The sequence below is a fragment of the Streptomyces sp. ISL-10 genome, from assembly GCF_018614575.1.
Classification (GTDB): domain Bacteria; phylum Actinomycetota; class Actinomycetes; order Streptomycetales; family Streptomycetaceae; genus Streptomyces.
Genome location: NZ_JAGGOJ010000016.1, coordinates 80,356 through 100,669 on the forward strand (window position 1 = coordinate 80,356; position 20,314 = coordinate 100,669).

General features: G+C 72.2%; 18 protein-coding genes. 14 read left to right on the plus strand and 4 right to left on the minus strand.

The features are described 5' to 3' along the window. Positions 1-90: 90 nt before the first annotated feature. Both J7E88_RS20065 and J7E88_RS20070 read left to right on the plus strand, forming a co-directional pair. The gene (locus tag J7E88_RS20065; protein ID WP_215182991.1) at positions 91-642 is read left to right on the plus strand and encodes a TetR/AcrR family transcriptional regulator; all 552 of its coding nucleotides are present in this window, start codon (positions 91-93) and stop codon (positions 640-642) included. Continuing rightward, positions 639-2,183 (plus strand): MFS transporter, encoded by a 1,545-nt coding sequence (locus tag J7E88_RS20070; RefSeq protein ID WP_215182993.1) that lies wholly within the window; start codon positions 639-641, stop codon positions 2,181-2,183. Before J7E88_RS20065 ends, J7E88_RS20070 begins: the two co-directional genes overlap by 4 nt. 96 nt (positions 2,184-2,279) lie before the next feature. Here J7E88_RS20070 and J7E88_RS20075 read toward each other — a convergent pair whose 3' ends face one another. Then, positions 2,280-2,969 carry a 1-acyl-sn-glycerol-3-phosphate acyltransferase gene (locus J7E88_RS20075; protein WP_215182995.1) on the minus strand — a complete coding sequence of 230 codons (690 nt, stop codon included), beginning with the start codon at positions 2,967-2,969 and terminating at the stop codon, positions 2,280-2,282. Between the two features lie 261 nt (positions 2,970-3,230). Here J7E88_RS20075 and J7E88_RS20080 point away from each other — a divergent pair, with 261 nt between their 5' ends. From J7E88_RS20080 to J7E88_RS20090, 3 genes are all read left to right on the plus strand, one after another. After that, positions 3,231-4,379 (plus strand): glycerophosphodiester phosphodiesterase, encoded by a 1,149-nt coding sequence (locus J7E88_RS20080; RefSeq protein ID WP_215182997.1) that lies wholly within the window; start codon positions 3,231-3,233, stop codon positions 4,377-4,379. Positions 4,380-4,600: 221 nt separating this feature from the next. Then, positions 4,601-5,146, plus strand: coding sequence for a sigma-70 family RNA polymerase sigma factor (locus J7E88_RS20085; protein WP_215182999.1), 546 nt, complete (start codon positions 4,601-4,603; stop codon positions 5,144-5,146). Positions 5,147-5,182: 36 nt separating this feature from the next. Continuing rightward, positions 5,183-5,686, plus strand: a complete 504-nt coding sequence (locus J7E88_RS20090) for a GNAT family N-acetyltransferase (protein ID WP_215183001.1) — start codon at positions 5,183-5,185, stop codon at positions 5,684-5,686. A 23-nt stretch (positions 5,687-5,709) separates the two neighbouring features. Here J7E88_RS20090 and J7E88_RS20095 read toward each other — a convergent pair whose 3' ends face one another. Together J7E88_RS20095 and J7E88_RS20100 are read right to left on the minus strand one after the other, a co-directional pair. Beyond that, positions 5,710-6,150 carry a hypothetical protein gene (locus J7E88_RS20095; RefSeq protein ID WP_215183003.1) on the minus strand — a complete coding sequence of 147 codons (441 nt, stop codon included), beginning with the start codon at positions 6,148-6,150 and terminating at the stop codon, positions 5,710-5,712. A gap of 2 nt (positions 6,151-6,152) precedes the next feature. Next, on the minus strand, positions 6,153-6,512 hold the full coding sequence (locus tag J7E88_RS20100; protein ID WP_215183005.1) for a hypothetical protein: 360 nt from the start codon (positions 6,510-6,512) through the stop codon (positions 6,153-6,155). Positions 6,513-6,598: 86 nt separating this feature from the next. Here J7E88_RS20100 and J7E88_RS20105 point away from each other — a divergent pair, with 86 nt between their 5' ends. The 9 genes from J7E88_RS20105 (at position 6,599) to J7E88_RS20145 (ending at position 19,016) form a co-directional block, all read left to right on the plus strand. Next, positions 6,599-7,246, plus strand: coding sequence for an HAD family hydrolase (locus tag J7E88_RS20105; RefSeq protein ID WP_215183006.1), 648 nt, complete (start codon positions 6,599-6,601; stop codon positions 7,244-7,246). 384 nt (positions 7,247-7,630) lie between these two features. Continuing rightward, positions 7,631-8,692, plus strand: coding sequence for a methionine ABC transporter ATP-binding protein (locus J7E88_RS20110; protein WP_215183008.1), 1,062 nt, complete (start codon positions 7,631-7,633; stop codon positions 8,690-8,692). After that, positions 8,689-9,360 (plus strand): methionine ABC transporter permease, encoded by a 672-nt coding sequence (locus J7E88_RS20115; protein ID WP_215183010.1) that lies wholly within the window; start codon positions 8,689-8,691, stop codon positions 9,358-9,360. The genes J7E88_RS20110 and J7E88_RS20115 overlap by 4 nt, the downstream gene beginning before the upstream one ends. A gap of 92 nt (positions 9,361-9,452) precedes the next feature. Further along, positions 9,453-10,313 carry a MetQ/NlpA family ABC transporter substrate-binding protein gene (locus J7E88_RS20120; protein WP_215183012.1) on the plus strand — a complete coding sequence of 287 codons (861 nt, stop codon included), beginning with the start codon at positions 9,453-9,455 and terminating at the stop codon, positions 10,311-10,313. A gap of 175 nt (positions 10,314-10,488) precedes the next feature. After that, entirely contained in the window at positions 10,489-11,118 is a 630-nt protein-coding gene (locus J7E88_RS20125; protein WP_215183014.1) for a GNAT family N-acetyltransferase, read from the plus strand. A 147-nt stretch (positions 11,119-11,265) separates the two neighbouring features. After that, entirely contained in the window at positions 11,266-12,498 is a 1,233-nt protein-coding gene (gene cbiE / locus J7E88_RS20130) for a precorrin-6y C5,15-methyltransferase (decarboxylating) subunit CbiE (RefSeq protein ID WP_215183016.1), read from the plus strand. A gap of 627 nt (positions 12,499-13,125) precedes the next feature. Further along, positions 13,126-16,722 (plus strand): nicotinate-nucleotide--dimethylbenzimidazole phosphoribosyltransferase, encoded by a 3,597-nt coding sequence (gene cobT / locus J7E88_RS20135; protein ID WP_215183018.1) that lies wholly within the window; start codon positions 13,126-13,128, stop codon positions 16,720-16,722. Between the two features lie 181 nt (positions 16,723-16,903). Further along, positions 16,904-18,133: a uroporphyrinogen-III C-methyltransferase gene (gene cobA / locus J7E88_RS20140; protein ID WP_215183020.1), complete on the plus strand. Its 1,230-nt coding sequence runs from the start codon at positions 16,904-16,906 to the stop codon at positions 18,131-18,133. Positions 18,134-18,197: 64 nt separating this feature from the next. Next, positions 18,198-19,016 (plus strand): RNA methyltransferase, encoded by an 819-nt coding sequence (locus J7E88_RS20145; protein ID WP_215183022.1) that lies wholly within the window; start codon positions 18,198-18,200, stop codon positions 19,014-19,016. 3 nt (positions 19,017-19,019) lie between these two features. Here the strand turns inward: J7E88_RS20145 and J7E88_RS20150 are convergent, their stop codons facing one another. Next, the gene (locus J7E88_RS20150; RefSeq protein WP_215183024.1) at positions 19,020-20,246 is read right to left on the minus strand and encodes a serine/threonine-protein kinase; all 1,227 of its coding nucleotides are present in this window, start codon (positions 20,244-20,246) and stop codon (positions 19,020-19,022) included. Positions 20,247-20,314 lie beyond the last annotated feature (68 nt).

The window sequence follows — 20,314 nt, forward strand, 5'->3', positions numbered from 1 at the left end:
GCGCAGATGGTGCAGCTTCGGGACCTGCGGCAAGGAGACGTCTACGTACTGAATGAGACAAGAACGTCTCACATGGGCTATGCTTGTCTCATGGCCATGGATCGTGAACAGGTGCTCCGTGCCGCTGCGGCTCTGCTGTCCCGGAAATCGACCGCCACCATGGACGAGGTCTCCCGGGCCGCGGGTATCGGGCGCGCCACGCTGCACCGCCACTTCGCGGGCCGCGACGCGCTCGTCAGGGCGCTCGAGGCGTTCGGCATCCAGGAGTTCGAGGCCGCCCTCGACCGGGCACGGCTCGACGAGGGCGACGCGAGCGACGGGCTGCGGCGGCTGATCGCCGAGATGGAACCGGCCGCCGATCTGCTGGCCTTCCTGGTCACCGAGAACCAGCTGTTCGAAGGCGACCAGGTCGACGAGGGCTGGTCCCGGCTCGACGCCCGGGTCTCGGCGCTCTTCCGGCGCGGTCAGGAGCGGGGCGAGTTCCGTATCGACCTCACGCCCGCATGGCTGACCGAGGCGCTGTACGCGCTGATCGGTTCCTGCGCATGGGCCGTCATGGACGGTCGCGTCGCCAAGAAGGACTTCCAGTACATGACCGCCGAGCTCCTGCTCGGCGGAGCTCGACGGAGTGTGAGGACATGAGCAGCACCATCCGGCCCACGACCAGGGCGGACGAGACCGTGTACCGCCCCGGGCGGTGGCTGGCGCTCGCCGTCCTGGTGCTGGCCGTTCTGCTGGTGGCGGTCGACGCGACCGTCCTCGGCCTCGCGACCCCGTTCCTCAGCGAGGACCTCGAACCGACCGGCAACCAGCTGCTGTGGATCGGCGACGTCTACTCGTTCGTCATCGCGGGACTGCTCGTCTCCATGGGCAGCCTCGGCGACCGCATCGGCCGCAAGAAGCTTCTGCTCGGCGGCGCCGTCGCGTTCGGCGCGGTGTCCGTGCTCAACGCGTACGCCACCAGCCCCGAGACGATGATCCTCGCCCGGGCCCTGCTCGGTGTCGCGGGCGCCACGCTGATGCCGTCCACGCTCGCCCTGATCCGCAACATCTTCCACGACCCCAGGGAGCGCAGCCTCGCCATCGGCATCTGGGGCGCCATGGCCTCCGCCGGCGCCGCCGTCGGACCCGTGGTCGGCGGCTTCCTGCTGGAGCACTTCTGGTGGGGCTCGGTCTTCCTGATCAACCTGCCCGTCATGGCCGTCCTGGTCCTCGTCGGCGTCAAGCTGCTGCCGGAGTCCAAGAACGCGGTGGCCGGCCCGTGGGACCTGGCCAGTGTCGCCCTGTCGCTCATCGGCATGGTCGGCGTCGTCTACGCGATCAAGGAGGCGGCGAGCCACGGGCCCGGCTTGGGCGCCGGTGCCGCCGCGCTGATCGGCATCGCCGCGCTGTACGGATTCGTGCGCAGGCAGCTCACGCTGCCCGCACCGCTGCTCGACATGAGGCTGTTCCGGCACCGGGGTTTCTCCGCGGCCGTCCTCGCCGACCTGCTGACCATTCTGGGCCTGTCCGGTCTGGTGTTCTTCCTGTCCCAGTTCCTGCAACTGGTCCAGGGCAGGCAGCCCTTCGAGGCCGGCCTCGCGGAACTGCCCGCCGCGATCGGCGCGGTGGCCACCGGACTTGTCGCGGGCACGGTGGCGCGGCGCTACTCCGTACGGGCCGTCGTCGCGGGCGGTCTGGCCGCCGTCGGTCTGGCGCTGGCCACACTGACGCTGCTCGGCCGGTCCACGGGCTATCCGCTCCTCGGTGCGGCGCTGCTGGTCGTCGGTATCGGTGCGGGCTTCTCGTTCACCGTCACCGCCGACGTGATCCTCTCCAGCGTGCCCAAGGAACAGGCGGGTGCGGCCTCCGCGGTCTCCGAGACCGCGTACGAACTGGGCGCTGCCCTCGGCATCGCGCTGCTCGGCTCCATCGTGACCGGCGTCTACCGCGGCTTCGCCACGCCGGCCGGAGTGCCGGCGGACACGGCATCGGCCGCGCACGAGTCGCTCGGCGGCGCGGTGGAAGCGGCGGCGGGGCTGCCCCACGGGCAGGCGACGGCGCTGCTCGGCGCGGCGCAGGAGGCGTTCGTCGACGGCCTGCGCCTCGCGGCGGGTGTGGGCGCGGCGGTGCTGCTGGCGACGGCCGTCGCGGCGTGGTTCCTGCTGCGGGGCCAGAGACTGGCGGAGGACGTCGAGCACTGACGGGCCGACAAAGTCGGCCCGCCGGCATTCGAAGCGCGAGGGTCCGGAGGGGGCCGGGGACGGAGAGCCCCCGGAAAACGCCCCGGGCGCGGCGCCCTACGCCGCCTTCGCCTTCGTGGCGTACATGTCCACGTACTCCTGGCCCGACAGCCGCATGACCTCCGTCATCACCGAGTCGGTGACCGCCCGCAGCACATAGCGGTCGCGGTCCATGCCCTCGTATCGGGAGAACTCCATGGGATCGCCGAAACGGACCGTCACCCGGCCAGGGCGCGGCAGGCCCGCGCCGCCCGGCTGGAGCTTGTCCGTGCCGATCATCGCGAAGGGGACGACCGGCGCGCCGGTCATCAGCGTCAGACGCGCGATGCCCGTACGCCCCCGGTACAGACGCCCGTCGGGGGAGCGGGTGCCTTCGGGGTAGATGCCGAAGACCTTGCCCTCCTCCAGCACCCGGCGGCCCGTCATCAGCGCGGCCACACCGCCGTTGGCGCCGTCGCGGTCGACCGGGATCATGCCGACGCCGGTGAAGAACCACGCCATCGCACGGCCCTTGAGGCCCTTGCCCGTGACGTACTCGTCCTTTCCGATGAAGAACACCGGGCGGTCGGTCACCAGCGGGAGGACCATCGAGTCGATGAACGTGAGGTGGTTCCCGGCGAGGATCACCGGCCCCGTCCCGGGGATGTTCTCGGCGCCTTCCACACGGGGGCGGAACATCAGGCGCAGGAACGGCCCGAGCACTGCCTTGATGAGCGTCAAGCGGGACAACGGGTCCTCCGGTGTCATGGGACGGGACGGTGATGGCCGGCGCAGTCTGTGCGTGGGTCTGTCTGTACGTGTCTGCGTGTGTCTGTGGGGCGCGAGTCTGTGCAGGTGAGGACCATACTCGCGCGTCCTGCCCGATCGCACATCGGGTTCACGGTGGAGATATGCAGTGTTGACACGTGTTTTCACTGTGTTCGCCCAGGGTCTGCCGCCGTTAAGACGTTGCTGCCTACCATCGGGCGACGCTCGACAGGTGCGGGACATCACATGGAGGAACGTTTCATGACACAGGGTACGAGCAGCAGTCCGGCGCGCCGGACCGTGCTGGGGGCCGCTGTTCTGGGTACGGCCGCTCTCGGCGCCGGCGCGGGTGCGGGGGCAGCGCAGGCGGGCGAGCATCGCGGCGGGCCGTCGTACGAGGGGCTGCCCGTGCCCGCCGTGATCGCACACCGGGGCGCCAGCGGCTACCGGCCCGAGCACACCCTCGGGGCGTACCAGTTGGCACTCGACATGGGTGCGCATGTCATCGAGCAGGACCTGGTGCCCACCAAGGACGGCCATCTCGTATGCCGTCACGAGAACGACATCACCGGCACCACGGATGTCGCCGAGCACCCCGAGTTCTCCTCCCGCAAGGCCACCAAGTCGGTCGACGGCGTCAGCATCACCGGCTGGTTCACCGAGGACTTCACGCTCGCCGAGCTGAAGACGCTGCGCGCCAAGGAGCGCATTCCCGGCACACGCCAGGAGAACACCCTCTACGACGGCCGCTGGAGCGTGCCCACGTTCGAGGAGGTGCTGCGCTGGGCCGAGGACGAGGGCCGCCGCCGCGGCCGCCCGGTGTGGTTGCATGTCGAGACCAAGCACCCCACCTACTTCCGGAGCATCGGACTCGGCCTGGAGGAGCGTCTGGCCAAGCTGCTGCGGCGCTATGGGCGCCACCGCGCGAACTCGCCGACGTTCCTGCAGTCCTTCGAGCCGACCAGCATGGAGCGCATGTCGCGACTCGTCGGCACGCCGCGCGTCGTCCTGCTGTGGACGCCCGACGACCGCCCCTGGGACTTCCGCGAGGCCGGCGACCCGCGCACCGTCGCCGACCTGGTCACGCCCGGAGGACTGGCGTGGATAGCCCGATTCGCGCAGGGCATCGGCCCGTTGCTCGACCTGGTCATCCCCAGGGACGCCGACGGCCGCCTCACGAAGGCCACGACGCTGGTGCGCGACGCCCACGCCAAGGGCCTGGTCGTCCACCCCTACACGATGCGCAACGAGAACACCTTCCTGCCCGCCGACTTCCGCCGCGGCACCGACCCCAACGCCTACGGGGACGTCTTCGGCGCGTACAAGGCGTATCTGGCGACCGGGATCGACGGCATATTCACCGACAACCCGGACACGGGCCTGCTCGCGGTGGCGGACTTCCGCGCCTGACGCCGCGGACGCGCCCCCGGCGGCGGGGCCCGGCCACGTCACGCCCGGCCCCGCCGACCCGGCCCGCCCCGGACGAGCGCCCGGCCCCGCTGAACTACTGCCTCGCCGGTTGACGCCCCGTCCCCCGTCATGGGCGGTTTCGGCCGCGGAGGGCCGCCTCGTACGGGTGATGCCGCCCGCCCGACGAAACCGCAGGCCCGCGGCCGTACGTCAGGCGAGGCATGACCGTTCTCGACGAAACTCCCGCCCATGTCGTCAGCCTCCTCGGCCCGCTGGTCAGCGCCGAGGCCACCGCGGAGGCGCCCGGCACCGCTCTGGAGGCCGGCGATCTCGAACAGGCCGTCTGGGTACGACTGCTGGAGCGGCTCGACGACGACGGCCCGCCGCCGGACGCCGCACGCTGGGTCAAGGCGGCGGTACGCGCCGAGGCGCGCCGTGCCCGCCGTACGGCCGCCCGCGAACTGCCGTACCGTCACGAGCCCGCCGACGGCCCCGCCGCCGACACCTCCGGCGGTCCCGAGCGCGCCGCCCTGCGGTCCGAACGCCGCCGCGTGCTGCGCGCCGCCGTCGCCCGCACCCCCGGCAATTGTCCCCGGCTGCTGACTGCGATGTTGTCCCCGAAGGACCCCACCTACCGGGAAATCGCAGGGACGTTGGGTATCTCACAGGGGAGTCTGGGGCCGATGCGTTCCCGTTGCCTGGGATGTCTGCGCAGAATGCTCGCGGCAGAGGTTGCAGCTCCTGAACATCGGGGAAAGGAGCGGTAGACAACCGGCGGACAGGTGAGCGGGAGGCATGCGCACATGGGCATGAGTGTGACCATCTCAGCGGCGGCCGAGGACGATGCGGAACACATCCTCAAACTGCAGTACCTGTGCTACCAGACCGAGGCCGAGCTCTACGGCGACTACGGGATCGAGCCCCTGACGCAGACCCTGGCCGACCTCTCGGACGAGATCTCCCAGGGCCACGCGCTGGTGGCGAGGCTCGGCGACGAGGTGGTCGCCTCCGTGCGGGGCCGGGTCGACGCGAGCGGCACCGCCAGGATCGCGAAGCTCATCGTGCACCCGCGGATGCAGCGCCACGGCCTCGGCGGCCGGCTGCTCGACGCGATCGAGGCCCGTTTCGCCGGGGACCCGCACATCAAGCGGTTCCAGCTCTTCACCGGTCACCGCAGCGAGAGCAATCTCCGCCTCTACCGCAGCCGGGGGTACGTGCCGGTCTCCAGCGAGCAGGTCGGCCCGCGCCTGACGCTGGTCATCCTGGAGAAGGAACCGGTGCCGCGGGCTTACGCGGCGAGCGCCTAGCCCCGGGCCTGCGACGCGAGCGCCTAGGCGCTCGCGTCCCGGCCGCGCGCCCGGCGCAGCCAGAGCATTCCGGTCACCGGCAGCAGCACCGGGATGAAGAGGTAGCCCATCCCGTATTCCGACCACACCGTCGAGTCGGGGAAGGCGGACGGTTCCACCAGCGTCCAGGTGCCCACGATCAGTACGCCCGCGAGCTCGGCGGCGCAGCACACCAGCGCCGCCCTGCGGGCCGTCTCGCCCCCGCGCACCAGGGTGTACGTGATGAACGCGTACACCACGGCGGCCACGGCGGAGAGCACATGCGCGAGCGGGGCACTGCCGAAGTCGGTGAGGATCTGGTAGACGGAGCGCGACACGGCGCCGACCGACATCACTCCGTACAGCCAGACCAGCAGCAGCCCCGGGCCCTGCACCAGCCGGGTCCGCCCCGTCCCCGGTCCTGTTCCCGTCGTGGGCCCGGCCATCGTCAGCCTCCCCAGATGTCGTGGAGCCGTACTTCGAGGACCGCGAGCACAACGGCCCCTGCCGCCACGGTCGCCGAGCCCCAGCGGGTGCGCTCCCCCAGTGACAGGAACCCGGCGGCGGGCACCGCGAGGGCGGAGCCGATCAGATACGCCAGGAAGATCGCCGTGCCCTCGTCGGCCTTTTCGCCCCGGGCCAGCTGCACGATCCCGACGACCAGCTGGGCCAGCGCAAGGACCGACACCACGGCCATGCCGATGAAGTGCCAGTCCTTGGTCGGCTGATCGCGGTACGCGGCGAAGCCGCACCATGAGGCAAGGGCGAGCGCGGTCACGGCGACCGCGACCGTCAGGGCGTCGAGCATGGGCTCGAGCGTATTACGGCCCGAGGGGCGCGATGCGCTCGACCCCGCTCCGAGGGGCGTTGCGATCGGTGCTTAGGGTCGTCGCCATGGAGATCCACGCCGAAGCCCTGCTGTTCGACAACGACGGAACCCTCGTCTCCTCCCTGGAGTCGGTCGACCGCTGCTGGGCGAAGTGGGCGCGCGAGTACGGAATCACGAGGGAGGACTTCGCCCGCGTCGAGCTGCACGGCCGGCCCGCAGCCGAGATAGCCGCCGATCTGCTGCCCGCCGATGTGGTGCCCGAGGCGGTCGCCCGCATCGAGACCCTGGAGGTCGAGGACGTGGCCGGGTCCGTGGTGGCGCTGCCCGGCACGCAGGCACTCCTCGCCCAGCTGCCGCCCGAGCGGTGGGCCGTGGTCACCTCGGCCACCCGGCGGCTCGCCGAGGCTCGGCTGGAAGAGGTGGGGATCCGGCCCAAGACGACCGTCGCCGCCGACGACATCACCCGGGGCAAGCCGGACCCCGAGCCGTACCTGCTCGCGGCCCGCCTCCTCGGCGTGGACCCGGCGCGCTGCGTCGTCTTCGAGGACGCCCCGGCCGGGCTGGCCTCCGCACGCGCCGCCGGCATGCGCACCGTGGCCTTGACCACAACGCACCGTCCCGGCGAGCTGGACGCCGATGTGGTCGTCAGCGACCTGGCGGACGTGTCCGTGCAGGTGACTGCGTACGGGCTGACGGTCACCGCAGGCGGCTGAGTGTCCGTATGGTGTGCCAGGAGTGTCCGTATAGCGGACGCCCTGGATGTGCGCACCGGGCTGTCTGTTTTACTTCCCACCATGACCACGACGAGCAGCCGCACCCTTGCGACCGAGGCGATCACGACGCCCGGTGCTCGTTGTATGCGTCGAATGTGCGCCTTCTGAGGGTCCCTGCCTGAGCCGCCTCGCGCCCCGAAGCGAGGCCGACAGCCGCGCCGCGTCCGATCGTCCCCGCAGCCACGGAGGACTCCCGGACCGAGCCTGCCCCGCGCACGCCCCCCGGCCACAAGCCGCGGATGCCGTGCCGCAGAGGACTGTCTGAACCGAATGCCCCGTGCCCGGCGGACACCGCGCCGTGCACTCGACAGTGACGGAAACCCTGTGATCACCACTACGGGCCTGACCAAGGTCTACTCATCGCGAGGCCGCGAAGTCACCGCTCTGGACGGCGTCGACCTGCACGTCCGCGAGGGCGAGGTCTACGGAGTCATCGGCCGCAGCGGCGCCGGAAAGTCCTCGCTCATCCGCTGCGTCAACCTCCTCGAGCGCCCCACCTCCGGCACCGTGACCGTCGCCGGCCAGGACCTCACCGCACTCGCCGGCCGCGGCCGGCGCGCGTCGAAGGAACTGCGCGAGGCCCGCAGCCGCATCGGCATGGTCTTCCAGCACTTCAACCTGCTGTCCTCGCGCACCGTCAAGGACAACGTCGAACTGCCCCTGGAGATCCTCGGTGTCACCGGCGCCGAGCGCTCCCGCAAGGCGCTCGAACTCCTCGACCTCGTCGGCCTCGCCGACAAGGCCAAGGCGTACCCCGCCCAGCTCTCCGGCGGACAGAAGCAGCGCGTCGGCATCGCCCGCGCCCTCGCCGGCGACCCCAAGGTGCTGCTGTCCGACGAGGCGACCAGCGCCCTCGACCCCGAGACCACCCGGTCGATCCTCCAGCTGCTGCGTGACCTCAACCGGCAACTCGGACTGACGGTGCTGCTCATCACCCACGAGATGGACGTCGTCAAGACCATCTGCGACTCCGCCGCCCTGATGAAGAAGGGGAAGATCATCGAATCCGGCACGGTGAGCGAACTGCTCGCGACCCCCGGCTCCGAGCTCGCCCAGGAACTGTTCCCGGTGAGCGGCGAGGCGTCCGCCCCCGACCGCACCGTCGTCGACGTCACCTTCCATGGCGAGGCAGCCACCCAGCCGGTGATCTCCCAGCTCTCCCGGACGTACAACGTCGACATCTCCATCCTGGGCGCCGCGATGGACACCGTCGGCGGCAAGCAGATCGGCCGCATGCGCATCGAACTCCCCGGACGCTACGAGGAGAACGTCGTCCCCGTCGGCTTCCTGCGCGAGCAGGGCCTCCAGGTCGACGTCGTCGAGCTCGCCGCCCTCGCCGCCGTTCCCGCGCAGGGCGCCGCGCTCGTCGAGGAGGTCGCGAAGTGACCTGGTCCGAGATGCAGCCCCTGCTCACCCAGGGCACGCTCGACACCCTCTACATGGTGCTGTGGGCCACCCTCGTCACCGTCGCCGGCGGACTCCCGCTCGGTGTGCTCCTCGTCCTCACCGACAAGGGCGGCCTGCTGCAGAACACCCCGGTGAACAAGGCCGTCGGGGTGATCGTGAACATCGGCCGCTCCCTGCCGTTCATCATCCTGCTTATCGCGCTGATCCCCTTCACCACCCTCGTCGTCGGCACCTTCATCGGCCCCACCGCGATGATCGTGCCGCTCGCCGTCGGCGCCATCCCCTTCTTCGCCCGGCTCGTCGAGACGGCGATCCGCGAGGTCGACCACGGGCTCGTCGAGGCCGTCCAGTCCATGGGCGGCTCGATCCCCACCATCGTCCGCAAGGTGCTGCTCCCGCAGGCCCTTCCCTCGCTCGTCTCGGCCGTCACCACCACCGTGATCGTCCTCGTCGGCTACTCGGCGATGGCCGGAGCGGTGGGTGGCGAAGGCCTCGGCTCCAAGGCCGTCACCTACGGATTCCAGCGCTTCGAGACGCAGTTCATGCTCATCACCGTCGTGATCCTGATCGCGATCGTGACCGTCGTGCAGCTCGTCGGCGACGGAGCCGTACGGCTGCTGGCCCGCCGCGGACGCGCCGCGAGCTGACCCGCGGACCGTCCGCCCCCAACAGCCCGCCCCCCAACAGCCCGCACTCCTTGTCCGGGCGTTGTTCCACCCATGAGAAAGAGGCACTTTTCGTGCGCAAGAACATCAAGCTCACCGCGGCTGCCGCCGCCATCGCCGCTCTCGCCCTCGGCCTGACCGCCTGCGGCACGGCCTCCGACCCCGGCGTCCAGAGCGACTCCGGCGCCAAGGGCGACGCGTCCAAGGCGCTCGTCGTCGCCGCATCCCCGACGCCGCACGCCGACATCCTGAACTACGTCAAGGACAAGCTGGCGGCCGAGGCGGGCCTGAAGCTGGAGGTCAAGGAGTTCACGGACTACGTCCTGCCGAACACCGCCACCCAGCAGGGCCAGGTCGACGCCAACTACTTCCAGCACAAGCCGTACCTGGACGACTTCAACAAGAAGAACAAGACGACCATCGTCCCGGTCGTCGACGTCCACCTCGAGCCCCTCGGCCTCTACTCCAAGAAGGCCAAGGACATCAAGGACATCAAGGCCGGCCAGACCATCGCCGTCCCCAACGACACGACCAACGAGGGCCGCGCGCTGGCGCTGCTCGCCGGCAACGGTCTGATCACCCTCAAGGACGGCGCCGGCTCCGATGCCAAGCTCTCCGACATCGAGGACGCCAAGGGCCTGAAGTTCAAGGAGCTGGAGGCCGCCACGCTGCCCCGCGCCCTGAACGACGTCGACGCCGCCGTCATCAACGGCAACTACGCCATCGAGGCGGACCTCAAGCCCGCCTCGGACTCCCTGGTGCTGGAGAAGGCCGAGGACAACCCGTACGCCAACTTCCTCGCCGTCAAGGACGGCAACCAGGACGACCCGCGCGTACAGAAGCTCGCGAAGCTCCTGAACTCGCCCGAGGTGAAGAAGTTCATCGAGGACACGTACCAGGGCTCCGTCGTCTCCGCCTTCGGCGCGGCCAAGTAGTCGCGAAGCGAGGCCACTTGACGCCGGCCCCGGGCACCCACCAAGGTGCGCGGGGCCGCGTCGTACCTGCCACCCTCCCATGCACAGCCGACAGCCGATGTTGCATGCTGTGCCTTTACGGCTACGACGCCCACACGGCAACGACCCTTTCGACGGTCCCGGCATGGAGCAGTGCATGACTCACACCTTCCCGGACGTGTCCATCAGCACGGAGCGGTTGGTGCTGCGTCCCTTGGAGGACGCCGACATCGCGGCGTTCACCGAGATGATGAACGACGAGCTGACCACGGCCTGGACGTCGGTACCGCACCCCTACACAACACGGGACGCCGAGGAATGGGTCCGCAGGATCGCTCCTGCGGAGCGCACGACGGGCCGCGGCATCGTCCTCGCCGTCACCGAGTTCCTCACCCAGCGGCTCGTCGGCACCGTCCACCTGCAGAACACCAACTGGCGGACGCTCGCCACCGAGGTCGCCTATGTCACCGCGCCCTGGGCACGCGGCGAGGGCTACGCCACCGAATCGGTCCTCGCGGTCGCCCTGTGGCTGTTCCGCAACCAGAAGTTCGAGCGCCTGGAGCTGCGCACCGCCGCCGACAACACCGCTTCCCAGCAGGTCGCCCAGAAGATCGGCTGCATCAGCGAAGGCGTCCTGCGCAACGCCTGGATAGCGCGCAGCCAGACCGAGGACGGCGGCTGGACCGACATCCGCACCGACCTGATCGTGTGGAGCCTGCTTCCCGAGGACCTGGAGGCCGACCGTCTGGCGGAGGCCGGCTACGCCTCCTACACCGACTGGAACTGACCTCCCGCCTCCGGCGCGGACCCGGTACACCCGCCCACCGCCATGGGGGCACACCCTCACCCCCTGAACCCTTCCAGGTACGCTCACGAGGCGACGCGCATCGCGCGAAACGGCCCCGACCTGCAACAAATCCAGGAGACTGACGAGATGGCCGACCGGGTCACGGTGATCGGCTGGGACGGTTCGCCGCTCACCCAGGCGGCCAGGTCAGCGCTGTCGGCCGCGACCCTGGTCGCCGGCGCCGCCCACCACCTGGTCCTGCCCGAAGTCCCGCCCCGCGCCGAACGCATCCGCCTCGGCAGCGTCGATCTGGCCGCCCGGCGCATCGCGAGCCACCGCGGCAGCGCCGTCGTCCTCGCCGACGGCGACCCCGGCTTCTTCGGCGTCGTACGCACCCTGCGCGCGCCGGAACACGGCCTGGAGGTCGAGGTCGTCCCCGCCGTCTCGTCCGTCGCCACCGCCTTCGCCCGGGCCGGCATGCCCTGGGACGACGCCCAGATCGTCGTCGCCCACCGTCGGACGCTGCGCCGCGCCGTCAACGTGTGCCGGGCGCATACCAAGGTCGCCGTCCTCACCTCCCCTGGCGCCGGCCCGGCAGAGCTCGCGCTCCTCCTCGACGGGGTGCACCGCACCTTCGTCATCTGCGAGGAGCAGGGCACCGCCCGCGAACAGGTCACCGTCCTCACCTCCGACAAGGTCGCCGACCACGTTTGGCGCGACCCCAACGTCGTCATCGTCATCGGCGGGGCGGGCAGTCTCACCGCCGTGTCCGGCAACCGCTCCGGCTGGATCGCCGGACGGGAGCCGGGCTATCCGCCCGAGCTACGCGGCTGGGCCCTGCCGCCCGCGGACCCGCAGGCGCCGCCGGCCCGCGAGGGCGAGTACGCCGGACTGCGCGCCGCCCAACTGGCCCGCCTCGGCCCCCGCATCGGCGACCTCGTCTGGGACATCGGCTCCGGCGGCGGCGCGCTCGCCGCGGAGGCCGCCCGCTTCGGAGCCGCGGTCATCGCGGTCGACGCCGACCCGGACGCCTGCCGCCGCAGCGCGAGCGAGGCACGACGCCTCGGCGTCCAGCTCCAGGTCGTCCAGGGCCGCGCCCCCCACGTCCTGGAACGGCTGCCCGAACCGGACGTCGTACGCATCGGTGGTGGGGGAGTGCCCGTCGTCACGGCGGTCGCCGACCGCCGGCCCCAGCGCATCGTCACCCACGCCTCCACTCGCGACGAGGCGGAGTCCATCGGGGCGGCCCTGGCGGCGGGTGGTTACGACGTCGAATGCGCGCTGCTCCAGGCCGTAGAACTGGACACCACCGACTGGACGGAACGCGAACGCACCGTCGTCTTCCTCCTCTGCGGCCGCCACACGGAGTCCCGGGGCTAGGGCTGCTCGTTCGGCCTTGCCGGGCTCGCGTGCCCCGGCACGCTCCCCCACGGCCTCCGGCCTGGGAGGGGCCCCACCCTCGTAGCCCTGCGGGCACGGGGGGTGCACCCGCGCGCTGCGTCGGCCACAGCCCCGAGTAGCTCAGCGACGAGGGCCTCTTGGTGATCTCCCCCTAGCCTTCCGGCACGGGAGGTGCCTCCGGCGCCGGACGCCGCGACCCCGCCCTGCGGGCGGACGACGGTACGGTGCGGACACTCCACGGGGCCCGCTCGCGCACAGGGAAGCAAGGCCCACACCCTCCGCGGCGGACGGTGCGAGGTAGGCTGGCCGATCGTTGTACCGCAGCCGGGCGTTCGTCGATTCCTTCGTCAATGTCCGGAAAAAGGAGTCAGTTTGGCTCCTGTTTGTGGTACGTCGGAACCGGGGGGTCGCGCGACGTGGCGCAGCCCACAGCGGACCGCGGCGGATCTTGCTGCCACGGTGGCGAACGACGGCGACAATGCTTGGGGTCCGGGGTCGATCGTGCCGCGCGGCGCACACGCTCGTTGTTGTTCACGGGCGTCAGGTGTGCCGGTCGGACGTCCCGGGCGATGGGCGAAGGAGCAAATCGATGGGCGAGGGGAACGCATGACCGACACCGGCCAGATCCCGGGCGAGGGGCTGCCGGAGAACGCAGGCATGGTGGAGCAGCCGGGCGTCCCCGCCCCCGGCGCGTACACCTACCTCGAACCCTCCGAGCACGCTTCCGAAGAGGACGACCTCCTGCTGATGCCGGGGGCGCAGGGCGCCTGGAGCGACTCTCCGCAGGCGCCGACTGCGCAGGCACCGCACATGGAGGGAGCGCCCGCCGCCGATCAGTACGCGGCGGCACCTGTCTCCGTTCAGCCGATGGCCCCTCAGGATGCCTCGCCGCATCACGGAAGCGGCGAGTACCAGGTGGACTACCAGGCGGCGGCGTACGGCACGCACGAGTACCCGGCCGCTGCGCCCGTGCAGCACGGTGCCGACGCGGCGCAGTCCTTCCCTCAGGAACCGGCGCCCGAGCCCGTAGCCGCACCGCAGTTCGTCGAGGTGACGCAGGCGGCGGCCGATGCCGGGATGTACGCGCAGGAGGCGCAGCAACACGACGCGCGGATGCCGCTGCCGCAGGAGCCCGGGTTCCAGGAGGTGCAGGCACAACAGCCCGCGCCCGTCCAGCCGCAGGTCGCCCACGCACCGGACGCCGCCCACGCACAGGATGTCCAGGCGGTCGACGCCCAGTCCGTGCCGCAGCCCGGCGCCCCCTCCCCGCAGGAGTCCCAGGAGGCCATGGCACAAGAGCCGTTGGCGCAGGTCCACGGCACCATGTCCGTCGTGCCCGGTGTGGCGCCGACCGACGCGGCGCCGATGCCCGCCGACGCCGCCGAAGCGCACGCCGCCGTCATGGTCGACGCCCCGGCCGAGGAGGCCGTCGCGGCCGCGACGGCGGAGGCAGCGGCGGCGCAGCAGGCCGCCCACGAGGCCGGCGCCCACGAGACCGGCGCCCACGAGGCCGGGGGCCGGGACTCGGGTTCCATCGACCTCGGAGCCGTAAGGATGCCCGCCGCCGCCACCTCCGCCATGCCGACGCCGCCGCCCGCGCGCCGTCCGCTCCACATGGGGCCGCCGGTGCCCGAGCCCCACAGCGGTGTGGTGCGTTCGCTCGCCGACCGCGGGCCCGCCGGGACGCCGCCGCACCCGATGGTCGTACGGCCCGCCCAGGCGCAGCCCACCGCAACGGGCGTGGAGTACCTCGACGTTCCAGGCGAGGAGCCCGCTGCCGATCTTCCGGGGCCGCAGCTCGGCGACATCCCGCCCCAGGCGGGCGCCCCCTGGGACCCGCAGCCGCCGCAGGATCAGGCGCAGCCTGCTCCGACGGCACCCGCAGAAACGGTCGTCCCTGAGGCGGCGGTCCCCGTGCAGCCGGACGCAGGCGCCGAGGCCCCGGGAAGCACCGAGGAGGCCGTGAACGCGACCGCGCAGGAGGCCACCGTGCCCGGCCCGCGGACCGGCGGCTCCGAGCCGCGGCAGACAGCGGAGACCACTGAAGAGCCGGCGGCGCCCGAGGTCGCCGACGCGGCGCCGGACATCATGGCGTCGGGAGAGGCTGCCGCGTCGGGTGAGGCCGTCGCGGAGGAGCACGTGTCGGAGGAGCCCGTGGCGGAGTCCGCCGAAACCCCTGCGCCCGAGACCGCCGTCGTGGAGGCCGCACCGGAGGCCGAGCCGGTCGCCGCGGAGGCGCCCGCGCCCCAGGCCGAGGCGCCTGCCGCCGCCGAGCCCGTGCCCGTCGCCCAACCGGAGCCGGTCGTCGAACCGGAGCCGGTCGTCCAGGCGGCCCCGGAGGCCGAGGCCCCCGAGGCGGAGCCGGAGCCGGCGGGCGAGCCGGTCGCCGCGCAGGAGGACGTCGAGGCGGCCGAGCCCGCGGCCGTCGCCGGAACCGACGGCGGCGTCCCCGAGCCCACCGGCCCGGCGACCGCTCCCGCCCCCGGCTACGACGACGCCGAGCGCGAGGCCGTCCTGCGCGTCATGCGCGAACGCCGCGACATCCGCAACGGCTTCCGCAGCGACCCCATCCCGCACGAGGTCCTCCTCCGCGTCCTCGAAGCCGCGCACACCGCGCCGAGCGTCGGCCACTCCCAGCCCTGGGACTTCGTCGTCATCCGCTCGGCCGAGACCCGGCGCACGATGCACGAACTGGCCCAGCGCCAGCGTGAGGCGTACGCCAAGTCGCTGCCCAAGGGCCGGGCCAAGCAGTTCAAGGAACTGAAGATCGAGGCCATCCTCGACACCCCGGTGAACATCGTCGTCACCGCCGACCCCACGCGCGGCGGCCGCCACACGCTGGGCCGTCACACCCAGCCGCAGATGGCGCCCTACTCCTCGGCCCTCGCCGTCGAGAACCTGTGGCTCGCCGCCCGCGCCGAGGGCCTCGGCGTCGGCTGGGTGTCCTTCTTCGACGAGCGCGAGATGGTCCGCACGCTCGGTCTGCCCGAGCACCTCGAAGTGGTCGCCTACCTCTGCGTCGGCTACGTCGACGAATTCCCCGAGGAGCCTGAGCTGATGCAGGCGGGCTGGTCCAAGCGCCGCCCGCTGGCCTGGGTCGTCCACGAGGAGACCTACGGCCGTCGTGCGCTGCCCGGGGAGGAGCCGCACGACCTGCTGCAGGAGACGGTCACCAACATCCGGCCGCTGGACGCCAAGGCGCTCGGCGAGGCATGGGAGCGCCAGAAGCGCATGACCAAGCCGGCCGGCGCCCTCGGCATGCTGGAGATCATCTCCGCACAGCTGAGCGGGCTGTCCCGGATGTGCCCGCCCCCGATCCCGGAGCCCGCGGCGGTCGCGATCTTCGCGGGCGATCACGGCGTGCACGCCCAGGGCGTCACCGCCTGGCCCCAGGAGGTCACCGGCCAGATGGTCGCCAACTTCCTCGGCGGCGGAGCTGTCTGCAACGCCTTCGCCTCCCAGGTCGGCGCCGAGGTCTGCGTGATCGACGTCGGTGTGGCATCCGACCTGCCCGCGACACCCGGTCTGCTGCCGCGCAAGGTCAGGCCCGGCACGGCCGACTTCACCACCGGCCCGGCGCTCAGCCGCGAGGACGTGCTCGCCGCGATCGAGGTCGGCATCGAGACCGCCCGCGACCTGGTGGCCGCCGGGAACAAGGCCCTGCTGACGGGTGAGATGGGCATCGCCAACACCACCGCGTCGGCGGCCCTCATCGCCGTCTACACGGGTGCCGACCCGGCGGAGATCACCGGCCGCGGCACCGGCATCAACGACGAGATGCACGCCCGCAAGGTCGACGTCGTGCGCCGCGCGCTGGACCTCCACCAGCCCGACCCCGACGACCCCATCGGGGTGCTCTCCGCCGTCGGCGGCCTGGAGCACTGCGCACTCGTCGGCCTGATCCTCGGTGGTGCCTCGTTGCGCACGCCGGTCGTCCTCGACGGCGTCAGCACCGGCGCGGCGGCCCTCGTCGCCCGGGCCATCGCTCCCGAGGCGCTGGCCGCGTGCATCGCGGGCCACCGCAGCGCCGAGCCCGGCCATGTGGCCGCGCTCAACAAGCTGGGCCTGCGCCCGATGGTCGACCTCGACCTCCGCCTGGGCGAGGGCACGGGCGCGCTGCTCGCGCTCCCCATCGTCCAGAGCGCGGCGCGCGCCATGCACGAGGTGGCGACGTTCGACTCGGCCGGCGTCACGGAGAAGTAGTACCCGGGTGCTGTCCGGCCCGCAGCGGCCGGACGGCACCCGGCAGCGGCGCGCGCCCAGGGTCCTGGCACAGGCCCGCGGCCCCGGAACCGTACCCTGGTCCCAGCAGCGCCCCCACCAGCCGCTTCACCGCCGCAGCGGCCCCCGCACACGCACCATCCGCACGAGGAGCCGCACCGCCATGCCCGAGCCCGCCGAGCACCCCGCCTACCCTGTCGGACTCCGCCTGACCGGGCGGCGCGTCGTCGTCATCGGCGGCGGCCAGGTCGCCCAGCGCCGCCTCCCGGCGCTCGTGGCGGCAGGCGCCGACGTCACCCTGATCTCCCCCTCCGCGACCCCGTCCGTCGAGGCGATGGCCGAGTCCGGGGAGATCACCTGGACGCGGCGGCGGTACGAGGAGGGCGACATCGCCGACGCCTGGTACGCGCTCGTCGCCACCAGCGACCCCGACGCCAACGCCCGCGCCTCCGCCGAGGCCGAGCGCACCAAGACCTGGTGTGTACGCAGCGACGACGCCGAGGCCGCCACGGCCTGGACCCCCGCGACCGGCCGCAGCGAGGGCGTCACGGTCGCCGTGCTCACCGGCCGGGACCCGCGCCGCTCGGCGGCCGTACGGGACGCGATCGTGGAGGGCCTGCGCGACGGCACCATCGCCGCGCCCCACCACCGCACCCGGGCCCCGTTCGTCGCGCTCGTCGGCGGCGGCCCCGGCGACCCGGATCTGATCACCGTGCGTGGCCGGCGCCTCCTCGCCGAGGCCGACGTCGTCATCGCCGACCGCCTCGGACCGCGCGACCTGCTCGACGAACTGCCGCCCCACGTCGAGGTGATCGACGCGGCCAAGATCCCCTACGGCCGCTTCATGGCCCAGGAGGCCATCAACAACGCGCTGATCGAGCACGCCAAGGCGGGCAAGGCCGTCGTCCGGCTCAAGGGCGGCGACCCGTTCGTCTTCGGCCGCGGCATGGAGGAGGCGCAGGCCCTCGCCGAGGCCGGCATCCCCTGCACGGTCGTCCCCGGCATCTCCAGCTCGATCTCGGTGCCGTCGGCGGCGGGCATCCCGGTCACGCACCGGGGCGTCGCCCATGAGTTCACCGTCGTGAGCGGCCATGTCGCGCCCGACGACCCGCGCTCGCTGGTCGACTGGCAGTCCCTGGCCCGGCTGACCGGCACCCTGGTGATCCTCATGGGCGTCGACAAGATCGGCGCCATCGCCGCGGCGCTCGTCGCGCACGGCAAGGCCCCCGAGACTCCGGTCGCCCTGGTGCAGGAGGGCACGACCGCCGCCCAGCGCCGCGTCGACGCGACCCTCGCCACCGTCGGCGAGGCCGTGCGGGCGAACGACGTGCGGCCGCCCGCCGTCATCGTCGTCGGCGATGTCGTCGGCGTAGGCGTGCCGCCCGTCAAGTGACCGGCGGTAACCGAAAGCCGCGCAAGCCGTTGGCACCGCACCACCGAGAAGGCAGTATCACCCCGTGGCTGATCTCATCACCGTCGACGACCCCGACGACCCGCGCCTGGCCGACTACACGGGCCTGACCGACGTCGAGCTGCGGCGCAGGCGCGAGCCCGCCGAAGGGCTGTTCATCGCCGAGGGCGAGAAGGTGATCCGCAGAGCCCGCCAGGCCGGCTACGAGATGCGGTCGATGCTGTTGTCGGCCAAGTGGGTCGACGTCATGCGCGACGTCATCGACGAGGTCCCCGCGCCCGTCTACGCCGTCGACCCCGGCCTCGCCGAACGCGTCACCGGCTACCACGTGCACCGCGGCGCCCTCGCCTCCATGCAGCGCAAGCCCCTGCCGCCGGCCGGGGAACTGCTCCGTACGGCCCGCAGGGTGGCCGTCATGGAGTCGGTCAACGACCACACCAACATCGGCGCGATCTTCCGCAGCGCCGCCGCCCTCGGCATGGACGCCGTGCTCCTCTCCCCGGACTGCGCGGATCCGCTCTACCGCCGGTCCGTGAAGGTCTCCATGGGCGCGGTCTTCTCGGTCCCGTACGCTCGCCTCGACACCTGGCCGAGGGACCTCGAAGCGGTCCGGGAGGCGGGCTTCGAGATCCTCGCCCTCACCCCCGACGAGAAGGCGTCGCCCATCGACGAGGCCGCCCCGCACCGGCGGGAGCGGGTCGCCCTCATGCTCGGCGCGGAGGGCGACGGCCTGTCCACCAAGGCCCTGATGGCCGCCGACGAGTGGGTACGCATCCCCATGGCGCACGGAGTCGACTCGCTCAACGTGGGCGCGGCGGCTGCGGTCGCGTTCTACGCGGTCGCCACGGGCCGCCCCGGAGCCTGAGCCCTACAGCTGCTGCGCGGCGGCGATGCCCAGCGCCACGATGAGCGTCACCACGACGAAGACGACGATCCGCTGGCGCAGCAGCCGCGGATTGGCGGGCCGCCGACCGGTCGCCGTCGTGCGGCCGCCCGGCCGCGTGCCGTTCTGACGACCGTTCGTCCTGCTGCTGGTCCTGCTGTTCGTACGACCCGTGCCGCGGCCCGTGGTGCGGCCCTGCGGCGGCCGTGACCCACCGCCGGTACGCGATTGTGATTGCGGCCGCGGCGCCGTCGAGCCGCCCGTCCGCCGCTCCAGGCGCTCGGTCCTCTCCAGGCGCTCCGTCCGGTCGTGGCGCTCCGTGTAGTGCGAGGTCGGCCGGTCGATCTCGACCCGCTCCCGCTGCACCGGCGGCCGCGCGTCGTGCAGGCCCTGCGCCTCCCGGGCCGCGATCTCCTTGAGGCGCATGGACAGCTGGAGCGTGCTCGGCCGCTCGTCGGGGTCCTTCTCCAGACAGGCGGCCACCAGCGGTGCCAGCGCGTCGGGCACCCCGTGCAGATGCGGCTCCTCGTGCACCACGCGGTAGAGCATCACCTCGGAACTGCCGTGCCCGAAGGGCGAGTCGCCCATCGCCGCGTACGCCAGCGTCGCCCCCAGCGCGAACACGTCGGTCGCTGGGGTGACCACCGCACCGCGCACCTGCTCGGGAGCGAGGAAGCCGGGGGAGCCCACCGCCGTACCCACATGCGTGAGCGTGCTCGCGCCGGTGGCCCAGGCGATGCCGAAGTCGATGATCCGCGGGCCCTTGGGCGAGAGCAGGATGTTCGACGGCTTCAGGTCACGGTGCACCACGCCGGCCTCGTGGACCGCGACGAGCCCCTCCGAGAGCGCCGCACCGACCGCGGCGACGTCGGCGGCCCGCAGCGGGCCCTCCTCGGCCACCTTGTCGTGCAGCGAAGGGCCGGGTACGTACTGCGTGGCGAACCAGGGGCGGTCCGCCTCCAGGTCCGCGGCCACCAGCCGGGCGGTGCAGCCGCCGCGGATGCGCCGCGCCGCCGAGACCTCCCGGGCGAACCGCGATCGGAACTCCTGGTCCTCCGCGAGATCCGGCCGGATCACCTTCAGCGCGACCCGCTGGCCGCGCCGGTCGGACCCGAGATAGACGACACCCATGCCGCCGGCGCCGAGCCGCCGGTGAAGCCTGAAGGAGCCGACGACACGCGGGTCCTCGCGCCGGAGCCGCATCATCGCCATTGTCCGTCCCCTACCTACGGTGGGAGGCCCCACCCCGCTGCCCGGTCAGTCCGTTTGACGTGCCACAG